Genomic DNA, 19377 nt, shown 5'->3' on the forward strand with positions numbered 1-19377 from the left:
CCCTGTGCTCAAAAGAGAGCAGAGGCCACGGAGTGAACCCATCGACCGTCCCCCATTGGCTCACCCACGGAAACCCATCGTTCAGCCCCCGTCGCTGGCGGCCTCGCCGCCGATCGGCCAGACTTCACCGCATGTTCCGAATGCGCCCAACCCGCTGGCTGTGGTGTCTCGCGGCAACCGTGCTGCCGCTGGCGTCGGCGCACGCCGCCGCGGAGGGCTGGCGCTACGACACGGTGCACAGCCAGGTCGTCTTCAGCATCAGCCACAACGGCTACTCGCGACCGTTCGGGCAGTTGCACATCGCGCGCGGATGGCTGCGCTTCGACCCAGGCGACTGGAGTACGGCGGCCACCGAGCTGGACCTCGACCTGGCCAGCGTGGACATGGGCGACGCCGACTGGAACAAGGCCGTATGCAAGCCGGCCCTGCTCGACTGCGCGAATCACCGCTACGCGCACTTCCGCAGTACCGGGGTGGAACGCAAGGACGAGCACCACGGCGTGCTGCACGGGGAGCTGACCCTGCATGGCGTCACCCGCCCGCTGGACCTGTCGTTCACCTTCAACCGCGCCGCCAGGACCATCTACGAACGGCACGAGGTCGCCGGCTTCTCGGCCACCGCCAGCCTGGACCGCAACAACTTCGGCATCACCGCCGACTCCAACTCGATCGGCGCCAACGTCAGCGTGTGGCTCGAGCTGGAGGCTATCCGTGACGACCACGCCGCTCCATCCGACAAGGAAACGCCATGACTCTGCGCAGCAACGACCGCCAGTGGGGCTCGGTCGCCAGGTTCTTCCACTGGATCATCGCGCTGGGCATCCTCGGCAACGGCCTGTTCGGCCTGTTGATGGACCTGGCCAGCTCGCCCATGCAGAAGATCAACTGGCTGGCCCTGCACAAGTCGATCGGCCTTACCGTACTGGCGCTGGTGCTGCTGCGCATCGCCTGGCGCTGGACCGACCGCCGCCCGCCGGAGGAACCGGCGCCGCGCTGGCAGCAGCTTGCCGCGCGGGCGGCGCATGGCGCGCTGTACGTGCTGATCGTGCTGCTGCCGCTCAGCGGCTGGTGGTTCAACTCGATCACCGGCAAGCCGCTGCAGTGGTTCAAGCTGTTCAACCTGCCGGCGCTGGTGCAGAAGAACGACGCGCTGCGCGATTTCGCGCACGGCGTGCACGAGTACCTGTTCTGGTTCCTCATCCTGGTGCTGGTGGCGCATGTCGGCGGCGCGCTGAAACACCACCTGCTCGACCATGACAACACGCTGCGCCGGATGCTGCCGTTCGGCCGTCTGCGCGCGCCCCCCGCTTCCGAAGGAGACTCCCGATGAAACGCCTTGCCACCCTGCTGCTGGCGCTCGCCCTGCCGGGGCTCGCTGCAGCCACCGACTACACCGTGCAGCCGGCGTCCAGCACGCTCGGTTTCAGCAACACCTTCCAGGGCGAATCGTTCGACGGCCACTTTGGCCAGTGGACCGCGGCGATCCGCTACGACGCGGCCAACCTCGCCGCGTCGAAGTTCGACGTGGAGGTGAACCTGGCCAGCGTGAAGACCGGCGACAAGGACCGCGACGGGGCGCTGCCCGGTTCGGACTTCTTCGACGTGGCGAAATTCCCGAAGGCGCACTTCGTCACCACCGGCTTCCGCCGCAGCGGCGGCAAGGTGATCGCCGACGGCACGCTCACCCTGCGCGGCGTGACCAAACCGGTGATCCTGGACGTGACGTTCAAACCGCAGGCCGGCGGCGCCACGCTGGACGTGGCCGGCACGGTGAAGCGGCTCGACTTCGGCGTGGGTACCGGCGACTACGCCGACACTTCGGTGATCGGTGGCGAGGTGAAGGTCACCGCGCACCTGCAACTGGCGCCGAAGTAACGCCGCCGCGATGGCGCGCGACACGCTGTGGCAACGCCTGCGCGGCTGGGTCAGGCCCGATCCGGGCCGCCATGTGGCCACAGCGCCTCGCGACGCCGCCGGTTCGACGCAGGTGGCCGACAGCCTGCGCGCGCTCCTGGACGACCCAACCATCCCGGCCGCGGTGCGCGGCGAACTGGCCGGCGACTTCGGCCGCATCGAGGCGATGCTGGACAAGCTCGAGCGCGGCGAGCTGCACGTCGCCGTGTTCGGCCGCGTTTCCACCGGCAAGTCGGCGCTGGGCAACGCCCTGCTCGGCCGCGAGGCGTTCGCCGTGGGCGTGCTGCACGGCACAACCACCGAAGCCGGCCACGCGATGCTCGACGAGGCGCAGCACGACGGCCTGGTGCTGATCGACACGCCCGGCATCAACGAACTGGACGGCGAGGCGCGCGAGCGGCTGGCATTCGAGGTGGCCGAGGTCAGCGACCTGGTGGTGTTCGTCGGCGACGGCGACCTCACCCGCGAGGAACTCGACGCGCTGAAGACGCTGGCCGCCACCCAGCGCCCGCTGCTGCTGGCGTTGAACAAGGCCGACCGCTACGGCGCCGACGAGCTCGCCGACCTGCTGGCACACCTGCGCCTGCGCGTGGCCGGCCTGGTGCGCGCGGAAGACGTGCTCGCGGTGGCCGCGCGGCCGACGCCGCAACGGGTGGTCGAGGTCGACGCGCGCGGCCACGAGCAGGTCCGCGAGCAGGCGCGCATGCCCGACGTCGCCGCCCTGCGCGAGCGGCTGCTGGCGATCGCCGCGCGCGAGGGCAAGACGCTGTCGGCGATCAACGCCGGGCTGTACGCCGGCCGGCTCACCGACCAGGTCAGCGCGCGCATCGCGCAGACACGGCAGGCGGTGGCGGCGAAACTGATCCGCCAGTACTGCCTGGCCAAGGGCCTGGCGGTGGCGCTGAACCCGATCCCGGTGGCCGACCTGCTCGCCGCCGCCGGACTGGACGCGGCGATGGTGGTGCAGCTGTCGCGCGTGTACGGCCTGCCGCTGACCCGCGCCGAATCCGGCCGGCTGGTGGCGGTGATCTCGGCGCAGCTGGCCGCGCTGATGGGCGCGATCTGGGGCATGCAGCTGGTCGCCTCGGCGCTGAAAGGCTTCAGCGCCGGCCTGTCGGTGCTGGTCACCGCCGCCGCGCAGGGCGCGCTGGGCTGGTACGCCACGGTGCTGATCGGTCGCGCCGCCGAACGCTACCTCGTCGCCGGCAAGTCCTGGGGCGAGGGCGGCGCCAAGCGCGCCGTCGCCGATATTGTGGCCGGACTCGACCGCGACTCGATCCTGCGCGAGGCGCGCGAGGAGATCCTGCGGCGGCTCAGGAATCCCGGCGCCACCCGCTGAACCGGTCGCGCCGCGATAGTTCTTGCGGGATATGCTGCGTGCACGGCAATCGCGTCTAGAATCCGCATCCCACCTTGGCCGGCTGTTCGGAGAGCGCATGTCAGAAGAATTCGAGGTCCGCGGCGTGCACGAGAACCACATGGACGAAGCCGCTGAACGCGAGCCCCGCGGCATGGCCGGCCGGCTGGCGGTGATCACCGCCATCCTGGCCACCATGGGCGCCATGTTCTCGTACATGGCCGGCAGCACCCAGGCCGACGCCGCCCTGCTCAAGAACGATGCCGCCATCCGGAAAACCGAAGCGGCCAACCAGTGGAACTACTACCAGGCGAAGGGCAACAAGCAGAACCTGAGCGAGCTCGGCATGGAGCTGTCCAGCGATGCGCGCAAGCCGTTCTTCGCGGCCGAAATGAAACGCTACGAGGCGCAGAAGGTCGAGATCAAGCTCGCCGCCGACAAGCTCGAACAGGCTTCGGCCGCGCTCGACGAAAAGAGCGAGGCGCAGATGCACCGCCACCACCGGTGGGCGCAGGCCACGATGCTGCTGCAGATCGGCATCGCCATGGCCGCGATCGCGCTGCTCACGCGCAAGCAGTGGCTGGGCCGGCTGGTGCTCGTGATGGGCGCTCTCGGCCTCGTCGTCGGCACGCTGGCATATTTCGGCATCTGAGTCGCCCCCGGCATGGCGGCACCGCGGCAGCGCGATGCAGCTGCCGCCTCGCGGCGCGGCGGAGCGGAAGGGAGCGGGCGCTTATCCAGCCACCCGCAGGAACGCGGCCACCGCCGCCGCGTCGAACGGCCAGTCCAGCTCGCGGCCGTCGCGCGCGTCGCGCAGCACCGGCACCCGCGTGCCGTAGCGCTGCTCCAGCTCGTCGGCGTCGTCCACCCACACGCTGTCGAAATCCGGCGCGCGCGCCTCAGCCATGACCGCCAGCGCGAGGTCGCACAGGTGGCAGTAGTCGCGCTGGTACAGGATCAGGTCGGACATGCGCTTGCGAATGGACTGCCAAAACCAGGGGTGCCGCGTAGAATAGCCGGTTCATTCACTTCGCCAGCAGCACATCCATGGCCGTCAGCGTATTCGACCTGTTCAAGATCGGCATCGGGCCGTCCTCCTCGCACACGGTGGGGCCGATGCGCGCCGCCGCGCGTTTTGCCGAACACTGGCTGGAGGAGAAGGGCGTGCTCGACCGCGTCGCCCGCGTGCGCGCCGAGCTGTTCGGTTCGCTGGCGATGACCGGCCGTGGCCACGGCACCGACAAGGCTGTGCTGCTGGGGCTGGAGGGCCAGCACCCGGATACGGTCGATCCCGACCGGATCCCGGCCACGCTCGAACGCATCCGCACGACGCAACGCCTGCGCGTGCTCGGCAAGCACGAGATCGCGTTCGAGGAGAAGCGCGACCTGGTCTTCAACAAGCGCCAGAAGCTGCCGTTCCACACCAACGGCATGCGCTTTTCCGCCTACGACGCCGATGGCAACGAGCTGGCCAGCCGCGACTACTACTCGGTTGGCGGCGGCTTCGTGGTCAACACCGACGAGGCCGCGGAAGACCGCATCGTCGCCGACACCACCGAGCAGCCCTACGCATTCACCACCGGCGACCAGATGCTGGCGTTGTGCAAGCAACACAACCTGACCATCGCCCAGTTGATGATGGCGAACGAAAGCGTGTGGCGCCCCGAAGCGGAAACCCGCGCCGGCCTGCTGACCATCTGGAAGGCGATGCAGGACTGCGTCACCCGCGGCCTGCGCTCGCCCGGCACCCTGCCCGGTGGCCTGCACGTCACGCGCCGCGCGCCGGCGATGGCCGAGGAACTGCGCAATCAGCCCGAGGCCGCGCTGAAGGATCCGCTGACCATCCTCGACTGGGTCAACCTCTACGCGCTCGCCGTCAACGAGGAAAACGCCGCCGGCGGCCGCGTGGTCACCGCGCCCACCAACGGTGCCGCCGGCATCGTGCCCGCGGTCGGCCACTACTACCTGCGCTTCTGCCCGAAGGCGGACGACGAAGGCATCATCAACTACCTGCTCACCGCCGCCGCCATCGGCATCCTGTACAAGGAAAACGCCTCGATCTCCGGCGCCGAGGTCGGCTGCCAGGGCGAAGTCGGCGTGGCCTGCTCGATGGCCGCAGGCGGCCTCACCGCCGCGCTCGGCGGCAACGTGATGCAGGTCGAGAACGCCGCCGAGATCGGCATGGAACACAACCTCGGCCTCACCTGCGACCCGATCGGCGGCCTGGTGCAGATCCCCTGCATCGAGCGCAACGCGATGGGCTCGGTCAAGGCGATCAACGCCAGCCGCATGGCGCTGAAGAGCGACGGCAAGCACCGCGTCTCGCTCGACAAGGTCATCAAGACCATGCGCGACACCGGCCGCGACATGAAGGACAAGTACAAGGAAACCAGCCGCGGCGGCCTGGCGGTGAACGTCATCGAGTGCTGATGCTCCCTCCTGTTCGCGGACGATGCTCCCTACATGGCAGATGCCAGACAGGCAGCTTCGTAGGGCGGGCAGTGCCCGCCGCTCCGCGTCCGGCTTGAAGCGAAAGCCGGCGGGCCGTGCCCGCCCTACGACGGCCAGAACATGGCGTGACCGCCGGCAGGTGGCACCGAGCGGTCAATTCTGCAACCATCGGCCTCTTTTGGCGCATCCAGACGCCCTCCGCAGGAGCTTCCATGTCCCAAGCCAGCCCCATCCGCCGCGACGTCGGCCCGTTCGCCCTGATGCTCACCGGCCTGGGCTCGATCATCGGCTCCGGCTGGCTGTTCGGCGCGTGGCGCGCGGCGCAGATCGCCGGGCCGGGCGCAATCTGGGCCTGGGTGATCGGCGCGGCGGTGATCATGGCGATCGCGCTGACCTATGCCGAGCTCGGCTCGATGTTCCCCGAATCCGGCGGCATGGTGCGCTACGGCCACTACTCGCACGGTTCGCTGGTGGGTTTCATCGCGGCGTGGGCGAACTGGATCGCGATCGTCTCGGTGATCTCGGTGGAGGCGGAGGCGTCGGCGCAGTACATGTCGTCGTGGAAATGGCAGTGGGCGAAGGACCTGTACCACCAGGTGCCCGGCGGCCACGGCGAGCTGAGCGCCAACGGCCTGCTGATCGCCGCGGCGCTGGTGATCGTGTACTTCCTGCTGAACTTCTGGAGCGTGAAGCTGTTCGCGCGCTCGAACACCGCGATCACGCTGTTCAAGCTGGTGATCCCCGCGCTAACCGCAGTGCTGCTGATGATGAGCGGCTTCCACCCGGAGAATTTCAGCGTCGGCATCCACGGTGAACTGCACAAGACCGATTTCGCCTCGGTGCTCACCGCGGTGGCGATCGCCGGCATCGTGTTCAGCTTCAACGGCTTCCAGAGCCCGGTGAACCTGGCCGGCGAGGCGCACAACCCCGGCCGCAGCATCCCGTTCGCGATCGTCTGCTCGATCGCGCTGGCCACTGTGATCTACGTGCTGCTGCAGGTGTCGTTCATCGGCGCGGTGCCGCGGGAGATGCTGGCCAATGTGGGCTGGCACGGCATCAACTTCAGCTCGCCGTTCGCCGACCTGGCGATCATCCTCGGCCTGCAGTGGCTGGCGACGCTGCTGTTCATCGACGCGGTGATCAGCCCCAGCGGCACCGGCATGACCTACACCGCGACCACCGCGCGCATGCTGTACGGCATGGAACGCAACGGCACGCTGCCGAAGATCCTCGGTCGCATCCACCCGAAGTGGGGCGTGCCGCGCCCGGCGATGTGGGTGAACCTGGTGGTGTCGTTCCTGTTCCTGTTCTTCTTCCGCGGCTGGGGCACGCTGGCGGCGGTGATCTCGGTGGCCACGATCATCTCCTACCTGACCGGCCCGGTCAGCGTGATGACCCTGCGCCGCACCGCGCCGGGGCTGCACCGCCCGCTGCGCCTCGCCGGCCTGCCGGTGCTGGCAGGCATCGCCTTCGTCATGTCCACCGAGCTCCTGTACTGGGCGCGCTGGCCGCTGACCGGCGAGATCATCCTGCTGATGGTGGTCGCGCTGCCGGTGTACTTCTATTACCAGGCCAAGTCCGGCTGGCACGACTTCGGCCGGCAGATGAAGGGGGCGTGGTGGCTGGTGTTCTACCTGCCCACGCTGGCATTCGTCTCCTGGGCCGGCAGCACCACGTTCGGCGGCAAGGGTTACCTGTCCTACGGCACCGACCTGGCCGTGGTCGCGGTGATCGGCCTGTTCTATTACGTCTGGGGCGTAAAATCTGGCTGGCGCACGCCGTCGGTGGAAGCGGCGGAGGTCGAAGCGAAACTCGCCCCCGACGCGCCGCTGGTGCCGCCGGACGAGCAGACCGCGGAACGGATCGCCGGGCACTGACCCTGCCATCCGATCGACACGAACGCGCGGCGACGAGCCGCGCGTTTTCGTTTCAGCGTGCGGCGCCGGTCGTGCGCCGCGGATCGCCCAGCGACAGCAGCGCCAGCACGGCCGCCAGCACCCCGTAGGCCCCGGCGAACTGCCACACGATGCCGCGCGAGGCGGCATCGAGCAGCCACGGCAGGTAGATGCCGCCCGACAGCTCGACCGAATGGATCACCCCGAACAGGCTGAGCGCCCCGCCCAGCAGCAGGATCAGCGCGGCACGCCGCGGGCGGTGGTCGATCAGCGCCACCACGAAGCTGGCCCAGACCATCGCGGTGATGATGAAGCCGTTGCCCAGCACGGTGATCACCGCCAGCTCGGAGATGCCGTGCGCGCCGTCGTTGAACAGTTGCGCGAAATGTTCGGGCGAGACATAGGCCGGGTCGCTGAGCTTGATCGTGAGCATTCGCGCGATCGCCGGAAAGAAGCTGAACACCACCGCGGCGGCGTAGCGCGTCGGCGTCGCCTCGAACGCCTGCACGGTGATGCCGATCGCCACGAACACCAGGATCGGCGCCAGCACCGGCAACGGCAGCAGCTCGACCAGGTTCGACAGATAGCCGAACACGCCGCCCAGCCCGATCACGATGCCGGTGAGCAGGGTGTAGCCGCTGCGCGCGCCCATCGCCTTGTACGACGGCTGGCCGATGTACGGCGTGGTCTGCGCCACGCCGCCGCAGAAGCCGGCCGCCAGCGTGGCCAGCGCCTCGACCAGCAGGATGTCGCGGGTGGAATAGTCATCGCCGGCGGCGCGTGCGCTCTCGGTGACGTTGATGCCGCCCACCACCATCAGCAGGCCGAACGGCAGGATCAATGGCAGGTATGGCACGACGTAGGCGAGCCCGTCTACCCACTGCAGGGTCGGCCACGGCAGCGCGAAACGCCACTGCCACGCCGCCGGCGCGTGGTAGCCCGCGCCCAGCCAGCCCGGCGCGCCGAGCCCGTAGTACAGCAGCGCACCCACCACGAACGCCACCAGCACGCCGGGCAGGCCGAACGGCATGCGCGCGTGCGCGACCAGCGCGTACAGCACCACACCGAGCCCGGCGAATCCCACCACCGGCAACTTCAGGATTTCCACCAGCGGCAGGAAGCCCATCAGCACCAGCGCGATGCCGGCGATCGAACCGAGCAGGCCGGCGCGCGGTACGTGCCGTTGCACCATCGCGCCGAAGAACGACAGCACGAACTTCAGCACGCCCATCACCACCAGCGAGGCCATGCCCAGCTGCCAGGTGGCGATCGCGGCGGCATGTTCGTCCATGCCGCCCTGCCTGAAGCCGAGGAAGGCCGGGCCGAGCACCAGCAGCGCCATGCCGATGCTGGTCGGCGCATCCAGTCCCAGTGGCATCGCGGTGACGTTGTTGCTGCCGCTGCGCCGTGCCAGCCGGCGCGCCATCACGGTATAGGCGAGGTTGCCCAGCAGCACGCCCAGCGCGGTGCCCGGAAACATGTGCAGGAACACGATGTCCGCGGGAAAGCCGAACAGGCCGATCAGCGCCGCGGCGAGGAAGCCCATGATGGACAGGTTGTCCACCACCAGCCCAAGGAACCCGTTGAGGTCGCCGGGGGCGAACCAGCGGTTGGCTGAGGCGTTCATGCGCGGAACCCACCCGGGCCGATCGCGCCGCCGCCGTGCGGGGATGCCGGCGGCGCCGGCGAACGGGAGTTCATCGAGTCATCTCTCCTGCATGTGGACATCCGGACATTGGCGGCAACCGCGCAGCGACGCAATACGGGATGGTGGCGATCACCGGCGCATGGCAATGTCGAAATCGCGGCGCCCGATTCGTCGTTCCCGCAGACACCCCTCCTGCCACGCAAGGAAACCGCCCATGCCGTCCACGATCCGCACCGCCCTCGCCCTCAGCCTGCTGGCCCTGCTGCCGCTGACCGTCGCCAACGCCACCGAGGTGAAGTACCGGCTGGACCCCGACCACACCTACCCCAGCTTCGAGGCCGACCACCTCGGCGGCCTGTCGGTATGGCGCGGCAAGTTCAACCACAGCAGCGGCACGGTGACGCTGGACAAGGCGGCCGGCAGCGGCATGGTGAAAGTCGTGGTGGACATGAAGAGCGCCGACTTCGGCCAGGACCAGCTCAACCAGAAGGCCCAGGGTGAGGAACTGTTCGACACGGCGAAGTATCCGCAAGCCGTCTACGCGGGCCGCCTCGCCGGCTTCGTCGACGGCAAGCCGACCCGCGTGGTCGGCACGCTCACCCTGCACGGCGTGACCCGCCCGCTGGAACTGAAGATCGACAGTTTCAAGTGCATGCCGCATCCGATGCTGAGACGCGAAGTGTGCGGCGCCGACGCGCTGGCCACCTTCCAGCGCGACGCGTTCGGCATGGACGCCGGCAAACCCTACGGCTTCGGCATGGCGGTGACGCTGCGCATCCAGGTCGAGGCGATCGCCGTGCCCGCCACCTGAGTCGCCTCGGGCCAGCGCCACGTACCGCGCGCTTTGTCATTCCGAATGACCGCCCCGTCACGGCACAAGTTGTACAGTGGATTCATGGATCGTGGCCTTCACGTTGTTCAACCGAGGGGCGTCAGATGAATCCGCAGAAGCCGGTGGGTGCGCGCGTCAAGATTTCGAGGAACGGCCCCTATCTCGTTTCCGGGGCGCTACCTCTGCACAGGCAGACCATCGGCACCAACGAAGACGGCGAGTCGACAAGCTGGGACAAGGGTCGACAGTACCCCGAGCAGGAGCAATACGCGTTGTGCCGCTGCGGCCACAGCGCGAGCAAGCCATTCTGCGATGGCTCGCACGCCAAGGTCGGATTCGACGGCAGCGAAACGGCGAGTCGCGAGCCCTATCTCGATCAGGCCGAAGTCATCCGCGGCCCGACCATGTCGCTCACCGACGTCGAGGGCCTGTGCGCGTTCGCGCGCTTCTGCGACCCGCATGGCAAGGTGTGGAACCTCGTCGGCGCATCCGATGAGCCCGCGGCCGGCAAGCACTTCGTCAGCCAGACCTGCGCCTGCCCGTCCGGACGGCTGGTGGCCTGGGACAATGAGACCGGCAAGCCGATCGAGCCCGCGTTCGAGCCGTCGATTGCCCTGATCGAGGATCCTGCCCAGCACTGCTCCGGCCCGATCTGGTTGCGTGGTGGCGTGCAATTGATCGGCGCCGACGGCTTCGAATACGAAATACGCAACCGGGTGACCTTGTGCCGCTGTGGCGCGTCGCAGAACAAGCCGTTCTGCGACGGCACGCATGCATCGATCGGATTCAGTGACAGCGAATGAGCAGTCAGCCCACGCGGGCTCAAGCCAGCGCCAGCACATCGCCCAGCAGCGCCTGCGCGGTCACTTCCGGCCCCGCGCCCGGGCCCTGGATCACCAGCGGCTGCGCGTAGTAGCGGGTGGTGGTGAGCGCGAACTGGTTGTCGGTGCCGTACAGCCGCGCGGCGGGGTGGGTGAGCGGCACTTCGGCCAGGCCGACGCGGGCATGCCCGCGCTGGTTGAGCCGGGCCAGGAAGCGCAACACGCAGCCCCGCGATTTCGCCTCGGCATGGCGTGCCGCCAGCGGTACGTCGAGTTCGGCCAGCCGCGCCAGGAACGCCTCGGTGTCCAGTTCGCGCAACGACTCGGGCACCAGGCCTTCCACCTGCACCTCGTCGGTACCCAGCGCGAAGCCGGCGTTGCGGGCGATGATCAGCAGCTTGCGCGCCACGTCCTCGCCGGACAGGTCCGAGCGCGGATCGGGTTCGGTATAGCCGAGCTGGCGCGCCTCGCGCAGCAGCTCGGAGAACGGACGGCTGCCGTCGTACTGGTTGAACAGCCACGACAGCGAACCGGAGAACACGCCTTCCAGGGTGAGCAGGCCGTCGCCGCAGGTACGCAGGCGGCGCAGGGTGGACAGCACCGGCAGGCCGGCGCCCACCGTGGCCGAGTCGCCATAGCAACCGCCGTTCGCCAGCGCCGCCTGCAGCGCGCGCCAGCCGGAGAGTTCGCCGCCGGCCAGCGCCTTGTTCGCGGTGACCACGTGGTAGCCGCGCGCCAGCCACTCGGCGTGGCGCGCGGCCAGCGCCGTGCTGGCGGTGGCGTCGATGATCACCTTCACCGCCGCGTCGCTGGCGTCCAGCGCGGCGAGCAGGCTGGCGTTGTCGCGCGGGGTGCCGTGCTGGTTCAGCTGCTCGCGCAGGTTGCGCCGGGCCAGGCTGGCCGGGTCGGTCTGCTGGCGCCGCGAGTTCGCCGCACCGACCAGCCGCAGCGAACCCGCGGCGGTGGTGTTGAGCAGCTTCAGCAAGGCGCCGCCGACCACGCCGGTGCCGAGCAGCACGATCGCGATGGTGGAGGATGCCTCGCTCCTGGCGCTCGTCGCGCGCTCGGCCAGCACCGCGCTCATGCGAGCACCCGGCGTTTGGACGTCCCTGCCGCCGCGGCACGGACCAACGCCGTGTCGAGGTCGCGCAGCAGGTCGTCGCCGTCCTCGATGCCCACCGACAGCCGCAGCAGGCTGTCGGCGATGCCGGCGGTGCGGCGCGCCTCCGGCGCCATCGCGGCATGGGTCATCGTGGCCGGGTGCGCGATCAGGCTTTCCACGCCGCCCAGCGACTCGGCCAGCGAGAAATACTGCAAGCCGTCGACGAAGGCCTCGATCTGCGCCACGTCGCCGTCCAGCTCGAAGCTCAGCATCGCGCCGAAACCCTGCTGCTGGCGCGCCGCCAGCGCATGGCCGGGGTGGCTGGCCAGGCCGGGGTACCAGACCTTGCGCACGGCGGCGTGCGCGTCCAGCCGCTCGGCGATACGCGCAGCGCTTTCCTGGTGCTGGCGCAGCCGCACGCCGAGCGTGCGCAGGCCACGCAGGGTCAGGTAGCTGTCGAACGGCGCGCCGGTGAGGCCGTTGCAGTTGGCCCACCACTTCAGCTGCTCGGCCAGCGCGGCGTCGCGCGCCACCGCCGCGCCGCCGACCACGTCGCTGTGGCCGTTGATGTACTTGGTGGTAGAGTGCACCACCACGTCCGCGCCGAGCAGCAGCGGCTGCTGCAGCGCCGGCGACAGGAAGGTATTGTCCACCACCAGCAGGGCGCCCACCGCGTGCGCGGCCTGCGCCACGTGACGGATGTCGGTGATGCGCAGCAGCGGGTTCGACGGCGTCTCCACCCACACCAACGCCGGCTTCTTCGCCAGGCCGGCGGCCAGCGCCACGCTGTCGGTGAGGTCGGCGAACTCGACCTGGAAGCGACCCTTCTTCGCCCATGCGTCGAGCAGCCGCCAGGTGCCGCCGTAGCAGTCATGCGCCGCCAGCACGGTGGCGCCCGCCGGCACCAGCTCCAGCGCCAGCGCCACCGCCGACATGCCGCTGGAGGTCACCACCGCGCCGGCGCCCTGCTCCAGCTCCGCCAGCGCCTCGCCGAGCAGGTCGCGGGTGGGATTGCCGCTGCGCGAGTAGTCGTATGCGCGCTTGCGGCCGAAGCCGGCGAAGCTGTAGTTGGTCGACAGGTGCAGCGCGGGCACCACGGCGCCGTGCTGGGTGTCGCTCTCGATGCCGGCGCGCACGGCGCGGGTACAGGGGGCGGGCTCGGTCATCTCGATCTCCAGGTCTTTCGTCAGTCGGTGAATGCAGGTTCTTGGGTAGGGCGGGCACTGCCCGCCAGCTGTTCGACGATGCGTATGGCTCGGGAGCGGCGGGCACTGCCCGCCCTACGAAGGCAGTGCACGCGGCTACGCGAGCGCTTCACGCAGCAGCGGCGCGAGCTGTTCGGGTTCCTTCAGGAAGGCGTCATGGCCGTACGGCGATTCGACCACCTCAAGCGTGGCCGGCCCATGCAGGCGGCGCTGCAGTTCGCACAGGTCGGCCAGCGGCACCAGCCGGTCGGAGGGGAAGCCGATCAGCGTGGCCGGGACGGGAATCCGCTCGGGCTGCACGTCGTGCAGGTCGATCGACTCGGACAGCGCGAGGAAGCGGTCCGCATCGAAGCGCTCGACGAAACGGCGGCCCTGGTGCGCCAGGTAGTCCTCGACCGGGAAGTGGAAGCGCTCCTCGCGCCATTCCGGGCCGCCGGCGAAGCGCCGGCCGAACTCGGCGCTACCGCGGTAGGTGGTGATCGCCAGCTGGCGCGCCAGCGCGAGCGCCGCATCGGCCTGGCCGCTGGCCTGGCCCAGCCGCACGATGCCGCGCTGCACGCTGCGCTGCGCGGTGCTGAGCGGATGCGGCCGGTGCGCGCCGGCCAGCAGCAGCAGGCGGTCCACGCTGCGCGGGTGCCGCGCGGCGAACGCCAGCGCCACCATTGCGCCATAGGAGGAGCCGACAAAGGCATGCGCCTGCGCGATGCCCAGCTCGCCGAGCAGCGCGGCCAGGGCATCGGCCTGGTCCTCGCTGGAGACCGAACCCGCGCCGAGCCGGTCCGGGCTGAGCCAGTCGATGGACAGGACACGCCAGCGCTCCAGGTCGATCGCCGCGCCGCGGCCGACCAAGGCCTGCCACCAGCCCGGCGCCGCGCCGCCGTCCAGCGCGGTGACATCGCGATCGGCCGAGATGCCGCCCTGCACGATCACGGTGGGCGCGCCCGGCGCACCGCACCACAGGTAGTCCACCTCCACCTCGCGCGGGCCGCTGCCGTACTTCGGGCTGAGCCGCAACCGGCGGGTGCTGCGCTGGGCGGTGAGCGGCGAACGCGCGTACGCCGGCTCGGCGGCGGCGGTGCAGGCGGCCTGGCTGGCTTCGGTACAGCGGGTTTCGGGCAGGAACGTCATGAAACTCTCTCCGGTCGGCATCGCCCTGCGCGGGACCGGAAGGGTCGTCGGTACCGGTTTGGCGGAAGCTGCCGCGAGCCGGACGACGCCCATCTTCCGGTGGATGCCGCAGCATCCCCGCAGGAGTTGGCACCGTGGCGGAAGCGCTCCGCAGGTTGCCCCGGCTTCAAAGGGCCTGTCCCTCAGCCGGTCTCGATGAGTGGGCAGATGGTGATGCCTGCCGCCATGTCTTGTCAATAGACGTCTAAACGTCTAGACACATATATGTTTATTCAATCATATCGCTTGTCGCATGGTTGCTATCGAAACATGCTTGCCGCCACCATCCTGGCGACGGGAAACCATCGCGGGCATGAGCCGATCCCCTGCTCCCGCCCCTGCGCAGTAGGAGATGGCTGGGCGACCGCAAGGAGTGCCTTGGCTGAGGGGCCAGCCCTTGATCTTCAAAAATCAAAAGCCCCCCTGCATGCAGGGGAGGAGCAAAATCAACACCTCTCCGCCAGACTCCACCCCATGAGCATCCAGCCTGACCTCTCCGCCGCCGTCGGCCGCACCCCGCTGCTGCGCCTGCGCCACGCCTCCGCCTTGACCGGCTGCGAGATCCTGGGCAAGGCCGAGTTCCTCAACCCCGGCGGGTCGATCAAGGACCGCACCGCGCTCGGCCTGCTGCTGGACGCCGAGCGGCGTGGGCAGATCCGCCCCGGCGGCCGCATCGTCGAGGGCACCGCCGGCAATACCGGGATTGGGCTGGCCCTGCTTGGCGCCAGCCGCGGCTACCGCACCACGATCTTCATGCCGGACACGCAGAGCCGCGAGAAGATCGACGCGCTGCGCATCGCCGGCGCCGAGGTGCGGCTGGTGCCCGCGGTGCCGTACAAGGATCCGAACCACTACGCGCACCAGGCCCGCGCCCACGCCGAGGCGGCGAACGCGGCCAATCCGGGCAGCGCGTGGTTCGCCAACCAGTTCGACAACACCGCCAACCGCGACTGGCACGAGGCCAGCACCGGGCCAGAGATATGGGACGATGCCGGCCGCCGCGTCGACGGCTTCGTCTGCGCCGCCGGCACCGGCGGCACCCTGGCCGGCGTGGGGCGCGCGCTGAAGGCGCGCAACCCGCGCGTGCGCATCGCGCTGGCCGACCCGGCCGGCTCGGCGCTGGCCAGCTACGTCAACACCGGCGAGCTGCTCGCCAGTGGCAACTCGATCAGCGAGGGCATCGGCTCCAGCCGGGTCACCGCGAACTTCGACGGCGCGCCGATCGACCTGGCCTGGTCGATCCCCGACGATGAATCGGTGCCGCTGCTGCACCGCCTGCTGGCCGAGGAGGGCTGGTGCACCGGCGGCTCCAGCGGCGTCAACCTGGCCGGCGCGATCCGCCTCGCCCGCGAACTCGGCCCCGGCCACACCATCGTCACCGTGCTCGCCGACGCCGGCACGCGTTACCAGGCCAAGCTGTTCAACCCGGCGTTCCTGCGCGAAAAGAACATCCCGGTGCCGGACTGGCTGGCAACGGCCTTCCCGTAGAAACGAGCGCCGCTTTGCCGGCGTCCTGCTAACGTATCCGGATGACTCCCCTCCCCGACACGTCCGCACTGCACGACCGGCTGCAGCGCGACGGCTTCGCCTTCGTCACCGCCGACATCATGCGCCACCTGCTGGATGCGCCGACGCTGGGCGACTGGCCCGCCTTCGTCGCCAGCTGGAACGACCTGGCGGCGGACACCTACCTCGCCGCCAGCGGCCGTCACCGGCGTCGCCGGCATGCCACGTTCTCCGCCGACGCCGATGGCGGCATCCGCCGCGAGGCACACCAGCCGCACTACCAGAGCCTCGCGTACAACCCGCTGCAGGGCGACATCCAGCGCTGGTTCGAACCGGTGCTGCCGGCGATCGCCGACGGCGCCAGCCTGCACCGCATCCTCGGCTTCTGCCGTGACTGCTTCGGCGCGCTGGCCCCTGCTGTAAGCCACTGGCACGTCGAGGTGCACCAGTTCCGCATCGAGGCGCGTGCGGACGAGGCCGGCGAGCCCACCCCCGAGGGCGTGCACCGCGACGGCGTCGACTACGTGCTGGTGCTGCTGATCGACCGCGAGAACATCGAAAGCGGCACCACCACGATCCACACCCGTGACGGCGCCGTGCTGGGCAGTTTCACGCTCACGCATGCGCTGGATGCGGCGCTAGTCGACGATGCCCGCGTGCTGCACGGCGTCACCGCGGTGACGCCGCTCGATCCAGCCCGACCCGCGCATCGCGACGTGCTGGTGGTGACGTTCAAGGCCGTGACCGGCGCGACGTGAGACACGCCCGTGCAAGGCAGTTCCCGCCTGGCACGAATCTCAGCCGGGGAGTGCCAGCCACGCGTCGAGCCGCGCGTCGTCCTCTTCGCTGATCGCGATGATGCGATAGCCCGCCCAGACCAGGTCCGCCGCACCCGGCGACTCGTGCCACTGCTCCTGGATGCCTGCCTCGATGTATTGCGGCACGGCGCCGTCGCCGGACAGCGGCAGGCGCACCTGGTGGATCGCCTCGCTTTGCGGCGCCGCCGGGCAGATCAACAGCATGCCGGTACCGGACAGGTTGCCGATCTGACCCATCGGCTCGCCGGTGATGACGTCCATCACCGTCGCCGCGAAGGCGACCGGTTTGCGCCGGGTTCGACGCTGGTCGCGATCGTGTTGATGCGGATGGTGGCCAGCCTGGTTCATGCGTCACCTCCCTGGCGGGGCGAATGGGATTGCCGGCCCAGCTCCCGGGTAACCGCGCGCCAGGCGTGATCGAGTACGTCCTCGTGCTCCGAGGCGATCTCGCGCACACGGGCGCTGGCGATCTCGCGCGCCAGTTGCAGCTCGCCCAGCTCCTCCGCCCGCTGGCCACTGCGCGTGACAAACAGGCTGTGCCCGGTCAACGACGAATACCAGACCAGCCGCCGCCGGGTCGCGCGTCCGCCGGCCGGATCGGCGAACTCGAACCATGCCCCGGGCGGCAGTGCGCGAAGATGTCGATGCACGCGCAACACATCGGGGCCAGGCGCACTCGCGGCCAGGTCGGGCGCATGCACGGCGGGCGCGACGCCCGCGTCTCGCGGGTCATCGTCCGGCCGCTCACGGCTCCCGAGTCGCGCGGCGAGCTGGTCGGCGCCGGCGGGCTTGTCGGACGATCCCTCCCGGCTCGCTTCCGTCATCCGCCGGGCCAGCGTGGCCAGCTCCTCGTCCGGCATGCCGATCTGCCGCAGGCCGGCTTCCACTTCGAGCTGCAATTTGTGGCGATCGCCCACCGGCAACGCGCCGAGCAACTGGTCGGTGACCGCCAGTCGCGTTCCGAAGACCTGGCTCTGTTCGCCATGACGCAGCAGGGTCAGCGCCAGCACATCCGACCACGCCTGATCGAGCTGACCGCGCATCTGCGACGCCCTGGCGAGGCGAGGGGACAGCAACTCGCCCACCCGGTGGCGCGCCTGCTCCAGGCGCTCGAGCCCCTGCATCGCATCCACCTGGCGACGCTCTGCCAGTTGGGTCTTGTGCTGCAGGTAGGCGAGGTATTGCTCGATGTCGTCCAGCAGCGAGACATAAAGCGCCACGCCGGGCGCTTCATGACCGGCACGTTCGATCAGCTGGCCCAACTGCATGCGCAAGCCGCGGTCGGACAACCCGCCAGCGTCATCGAGCCAGTCGCGGGCGATTTCGGCGATCCGGCCAAGCACCTTGCGCGCGGGATGGTCATGCTGCTCGGAGAACCCGCGATCGATCAGCGCCATGCGCAACATGGGCAGCTGCAGATCACGAATCAGGGTCTGCGCGTCGCTGGCGGGCGGCAACTGCCGGGCGATCTGGCCGAACAGGCGCACAATCAGTTCCACCGTATCGTCCTGCTCGCTGGACAGGCTGGCGCGCGCGGCCTGGCCCGGGCGCCCGACGCTGAGCTGGATGAGCAGCTCTTCGCGCAGGCGCGAGGGACGGTTCAGATCGACGCGGGTCCCCTCGTCCGCATCCCACAGGTGCGCCTGCAAGGCGGCGAGCGCGGCTTGCAGCTCCTCGTCAGTGACCGCGTTGTTGTTCCGCGCGCCAAAGGCACCACCCACACACGACGGCACGGGCGCTGCACGCGGCGACGGCGACGCGACGGCCTGCGTGGCGACCGCCGGCACGGCCGGCATGGCTGGCGTCTCCTGCCTGGCCGGGTCGCGGCGTGGCGCGGTGCGCGGCAACGCAAACGGGCGCAGCCGCGGCAGGATGCCATCGGCGCAGAAGTGGGCATTGACCAGCTCGTACAGCGGCGCCAGCCCCTGGATCAGGCTGCCCTCCAGGCTCTGCAGCAGCAGCAACTCGTGCACGCTGGGCAGACCCAGCGTGCGACTGGCCTCGCGAAAGGCACCGGCCATGGCCTGCGGCCCGATCGGCAGCGCTTCGCTCTCCAGTGGCGGCGCCCCGATCAGCACGGCAAACCGATAACCCAGCTCGATGAGTTGCGGACCGCCGCGCGCCTCGCTGCGTGCGACCAGCTGATCGAGCGCGGCAGCCAGTTCGTGCTCCAGCGGGTCGAGCAGGCTCAGCGTTTGCGGGGCGGCCGCCGCGGTCCTGGCGATGGGCATGCCGAGGCGGTCGAATGCCTGATCGACACTGGCGATGAAGCGCTGATCGAACGCCTTGCGCTCGTCGCGCAACCGCAGCCGGGTAGCCAGATACCGCTCCTGTTCGAGATGGCTGGCCGTGAGCTGGGACTGCCGGTGCAGGCTCATGTCGAAATGGTCGAGGCTGCGCCCCAGCGGCTCATCCAGCCAGTTGGCGCAGAGCGTACGCAGCTCACCAAGCAGGCGGCGCGTGCGCGCCGGCCAGCGTGCGTCCGGATGGCGCACCGAATCGGCATCGCCTCCAGTGCGCGGACCTGTCTGTTCATCAGTCATGACAACCTCCAGACCCGCACGGCATTCCATCGCCACCGGGCCGATCAAGCCGGTATCGGTCAAAAATGGCAGACATTCAGCCCACCTCCGCCGTCAAGATTCTGGAAATCCGCCCGCA

At 69.6% G+C, this 19377-nt stretch carries 18 protein-coding genes and 1 riboswitch; of the genes, 11 read left to right on the forward strand and 7 right to left on the reverse strand.

What is annotated here, in order from left to right; all coding sequences use genetic code 11:
* The first annotated feature begins 131 nt into the window (after positions 1–131).
* The 5 genes from DEO45_RS01865 to DEO45_RS01885 all read left to right on the forward strand — a co-directional run bounded on the left by DEO45_RS01865 (position 132) and on the right by DEO45_RS01885 (position 3923).
* Complete coding sequence (locus tag DEO45_RS01865; RefSeq protein WP_114340631.1) at positions 132–752, forward strand: YceI family protein; 621 nt, start codon at positions 132–134, stop codon at positions 750–752.
* On the forward strand, positions 749–1330 hold the full coding sequence (locus tag DEO45_RS01870) for a cytochrome b (RefSeq protein ID WP_114340632.1): 582 nt from the start codon (positions 749–751) through the stop codon (positions 1328–1330). The genes DEO45_RS01865 and DEO45_RS01870 overlap by 4 nt, the downstream gene beginning before the upstream one ends.
* On the forward strand, positions 1327–1875 hold the full coding sequence (locus DEO45_RS01875) for a YceI family protein (RefSeq protein ID WP_114340633.1): 549 nt from the start codon (positions 1327–1329) through the stop codon (positions 1873–1875). The genes DEO45_RS01870 and DEO45_RS01875 overlap by 4 nt, the downstream gene beginning before the upstream one ends.
* Positions 1876–1885: 10 nt before the next feature.
* Positions 1886–3253, forward strand: coding sequence for a GTP-binding protein (locus DEO45_RS01880; RefSeq protein ID WP_114340634.1), 1368 nt, complete (start codon positions 1886–1888; stop codon positions 3251–3253).
* Between the two features lie 97 nt (positions 3254–3350).
* Positions 3351–3923, forward strand: coding sequence for a DUF4337 domain-containing protein (locus tag DEO45_RS01885; protein WP_114340635.1), 573 nt, complete (start codon positions 3351–3353; stop codon positions 3921–3923).
* An 81-nt stretch (positions 3924–4004) separates the two neighbouring features.
* Here DEO45_RS01885 and DEO45_RS01890 read toward each other — a convergent pair whose 3' ends face one another.
* Positions 4005–4241, reverse strand: coding sequence for a glutaredoxin family protein (locus DEO45_RS01890; RefSeq protein WP_114340636.1), 237 nt, complete (start codon positions 4239–4241; stop codon positions 4005–4007).
* Positions 4242–4318: 77 nt separating this feature from the next.
* Between DEO45_RS01890 and DEO45_RS01895 the strand changes: the two genes are divergently transcribed.
* Positions 4319–5701 (forward strand): L-serine ammonia-lyase, encoded by a 1383-nt coding sequence (locus DEO45_RS01895; protein ID WP_114340637.1) that lies wholly within the window; start codon positions 4319–4321, stop codon positions 5699–5701.
* Between the two features lie 233 nt (positions 5702–5934).
* A complete protein-coding gene (locus tag DEO45_RS01900; protein WP_114340638.1) occupies positions 5935–7599 on the forward strand; it encodes an APC family permease in 1665 nt (554 codons plus the stop codon).
* Positions 7600–7651: 52 nt separating this feature from the next.
* Here the strand turns inward: DEO45_RS01900 and DEO45_RS01905 are convergent, their stop codons facing one another.
* Positions 7652–9244 carry a hypothetical protein gene (locus tag DEO45_RS01905; protein WP_114340639.1) on the reverse strand — a complete coding sequence of 531 codons (1593 nt, stop codon included), beginning with the start codon at positions 9242–9244 and terminating at the stop codon, positions 7652–7654.
* Positions 9245–9479: 235 nt separating this feature from the next.
* On the opposite strand from DEO45_RS01905, the gene DEO45_RS01910 reads away from it, so the two are divergent.
* Entirely contained in the window at positions 9480–10076 is a 597-nt protein-coding gene (locus tag DEO45_RS01910) for a YceI family protein (protein WP_114340640.1), read from the forward strand.
* A gap of 125 nt (positions 10077–10201) precedes the next feature.
* On the forward strand, positions 10202–10900 hold the full coding sequence (locus tag DEO45_RS01915) for a CDGSH iron-sulfur domain-containing protein (protein ID WP_114340641.1): 699 nt from the start codon (positions 10202–10204) through the stop codon (positions 10898–10900).
* A 19-nt stretch (positions 10901–10919) separates the two neighbouring features.
* Here the strand turns inward: DEO45_RS01915 and DEO45_RS01920 are convergent, their stop codons facing one another.
* The 3 genes from DEO45_RS01920 to metX all read right to left on the reverse strand — a co-directional run bounded on the left by DEO45_RS01920 (position 10920) and on the right by metX (position 14353).
* Positions 10920–12002, reverse strand: a complete 1083-nt coding sequence (locus DEO45_RS01920) for a homoserine dehydrogenase (protein ID WP_114340642.1) — start codon at positions 12000–12002, stop codon at positions 10920–10922.
* Entirely contained in the window at positions 11999–13186 is a 1188-nt protein-coding gene (gene metB, locus DEO45_RS01925) for a cystathionine gamma-synthase (RefSeq protein WP_114340643.1), read from the reverse strand. Before metB ends, DEO45_RS01920 begins: the two co-directional genes overlap by 4 nt.
* Before the next feature lie 135 nt (positions 13187–13321).
* Positions 13322–14353 (reverse strand): homoserine O-succinyltransferase MetX, encoded by a 1032-nt coding sequence (metX, locus tag DEO45_RS01930; protein WP_114340644.1) that lies wholly within the window; start codon positions 14351–14353, stop codon positions 13322–13324.
* Between the two features lie 86 nt (positions 14354–14439).
* A riboswitch (SAM riboswitch) is annotated at positions 14440–14555 on the reverse strand.
* Positions 14556–14866: 311 nt separating this feature from the next.
* On the opposite strand from metX, the gene DEO45_RS01935 reads away from it, so the two are divergent.
* Positions 14867–15880: a cysteine synthase A gene (locus tag DEO45_RS01935; protein ID WP_114340645.1), complete on the forward strand. Its 1014-nt coding sequence runs from the start codon at positions 14867–14869 to the stop codon at positions 15878–15880.
* 41 nt (positions 15881–15921) lie between these two features.
* The gene (locus DEO45_RS01940; protein ID WP_114340646.1) at positions 15922–16656 is read left to right on the forward strand and encodes a 2OG-Fe dioxygenase family protein; all 735 of its coding nucleotides are present in this window, start codon (positions 15922–15924) and stop codon (positions 16654–16656) included.
* Positions 16657–16695: 39 nt separating this feature from the next.
* Here DEO45_RS01940 and DEO45_RS01945 read toward each other — a convergent pair whose 3' ends face one another.
* Both DEO45_RS01945 and DEO45_RS01950 read right to left on the reverse strand, forming a co-directional pair.
* Positions 16696–17064, reverse strand: coding sequence for a PilZ domain-containing protein (locus DEO45_RS01945; RefSeq protein ID WP_189339653.1), 369 nt, complete (start codon positions 17062–17064; stop codon positions 16696–16698).
* Positions 17061–19322: a DUF1631 family protein gene (locus DEO45_RS01950; protein ID WP_114340647.1), complete on the reverse strand. Its 2262-nt coding sequence runs from the start codon at positions 19320–19322 to the stop codon at positions 17061–17063. The genes DEO45_RS01945 and DEO45_RS01950 overlap by 4 nt, the downstream gene beginning before the upstream one ends.
* Positions 19323–19377: the final 55 nt, after the last annotated feature.

This window comes from Rhodanobacter denitrificans (assembly GCF_003335105.1).
In the GTDB taxonomy this organism is placed as follows: Bacteria; Pseudomonadota; Gammaproteobacteria; order Xanthomonadales; family Rhodanobacteraceae; genus Rhodanobacter; species Rhodanobacter denitrificans_A.

Bases quoted from the DNA above. Each gene is read 5' to 3' on its own strand.
- DEO45_RS01905 (WP_114340639.1), bottom strand. From the start codon at position 9,244: ATGAACGCCTCAGCCAACCGCTGGTTCGCCCCCGGCGACCTCAACGGG.
- metB (WP_114340643.1), bottom strand. From the start codon at position 13,186: ATGACCGAGCCCGCCCCCTGTACCCGCGCCGTGCGCGCCGGCATCGAG.
- DEO45_RS01870 (WP_114340632.1), top strand. From the start codon at position 749: ATGACTCTGCGCAGCAACGACCGCCAGTGGGGCTCGGTCGCCAGGTTC.
- DEO45_RS01945 (WP_189339653.1), bottom strand. From the start codon at position 17,064: ATGAACCAGGCTGGCCACCATCCGCATCAACACGATCGCGACCAGCGT.
- DEO45_RS01890 (WP_114340636.1), bottom strand. From the start codon at position 4,241: ATGTCCGACCTGATCCTGTACCAGCGCGACTACTGCCACCTGTGCGAC.
- DEO45_RS01940 (WP_114340646.1), top strand. From the start codon at position 15,922: ATGACTCCCCTCCCCGACACGTCCGCACTGCACGACCGGCTGCAGCGC.
- DEO45_RS01895 (WP_114340637.1), top strand. From the start codon at position 4,319: ATGGCCGTCAGCGTATTCGACCTGTTCAAGATCGGCATCGGGCCGTCC.
- DEO45_RS01935 (WP_114340645.1), top strand. From the start codon at position 14,867: ATGAGCATCCAGCCTGACCTCTCCGCCGCCGTCGGCCGCACCCCGCTG.
- DEO45_RS01880 (WP_114340634.1), top strand. From the start codon at position 1,886: ATGGCGCGCGACACGCTGTGGCAACGCCTGCGCGGCTGGGTCAGGCCC.
- DEO45_RS01865 (WP_114340631.1), top strand. From the start codon at position 132: ATGTTCCGAATGCGCCCAACCCGCTGGCTGTGGTGTCTCGCGGCAACC.
- metX (WP_114340644.1), bottom strand. From the start codon at position 14,353: ATGACGTTCCTGCCCGAAACCCGCTGTACCGAAGCCAGCCAGGCCGCC.
- DEO45_RS01875 (WP_114340633.1), top strand. From the start codon at position 1,327: ATGAAACGCCTTGCCACCCTGCTGCTGGCGCTCGCCCTGCCGGGGCTC.
- DEO45_RS01900 (WP_114340638.1), top strand. From the start codon at position 5,935: ATGTCCCAAGCCAGCCCCATCCGCCGCGACGTCGGCCCGTTCGCCCTG.
- DEO45_RS01915 (WP_114340641.1), top strand. From the start codon at position 10,202: ATGAATCCGCAGAAGCCGGTGGGTGCGCGCGTCAAGATTTCGAGGAAC.
- DEO45_RS01910 (WP_114340640.1), top strand. From the start codon at position 9,480: ATGCCGTCCACGATCCGCACCGCCCTCGCCCTCAGCCTGCTGGCCCTG.
- DEO45_RS01920 (WP_114340642.1), bottom strand. From the start codon at position 12,002: ATGAGCGCGGTGCTGGCCGAGCGCGCGACGAGCGCCAGGAGCGAGGCA.
- DEO45_RS01885 (WP_114340635.1), top strand. From the start codon at position 3,351: ATGTCAGAAGAATTCGAGGTCCGCGGCGTGCACGAGAACCACATGGAC.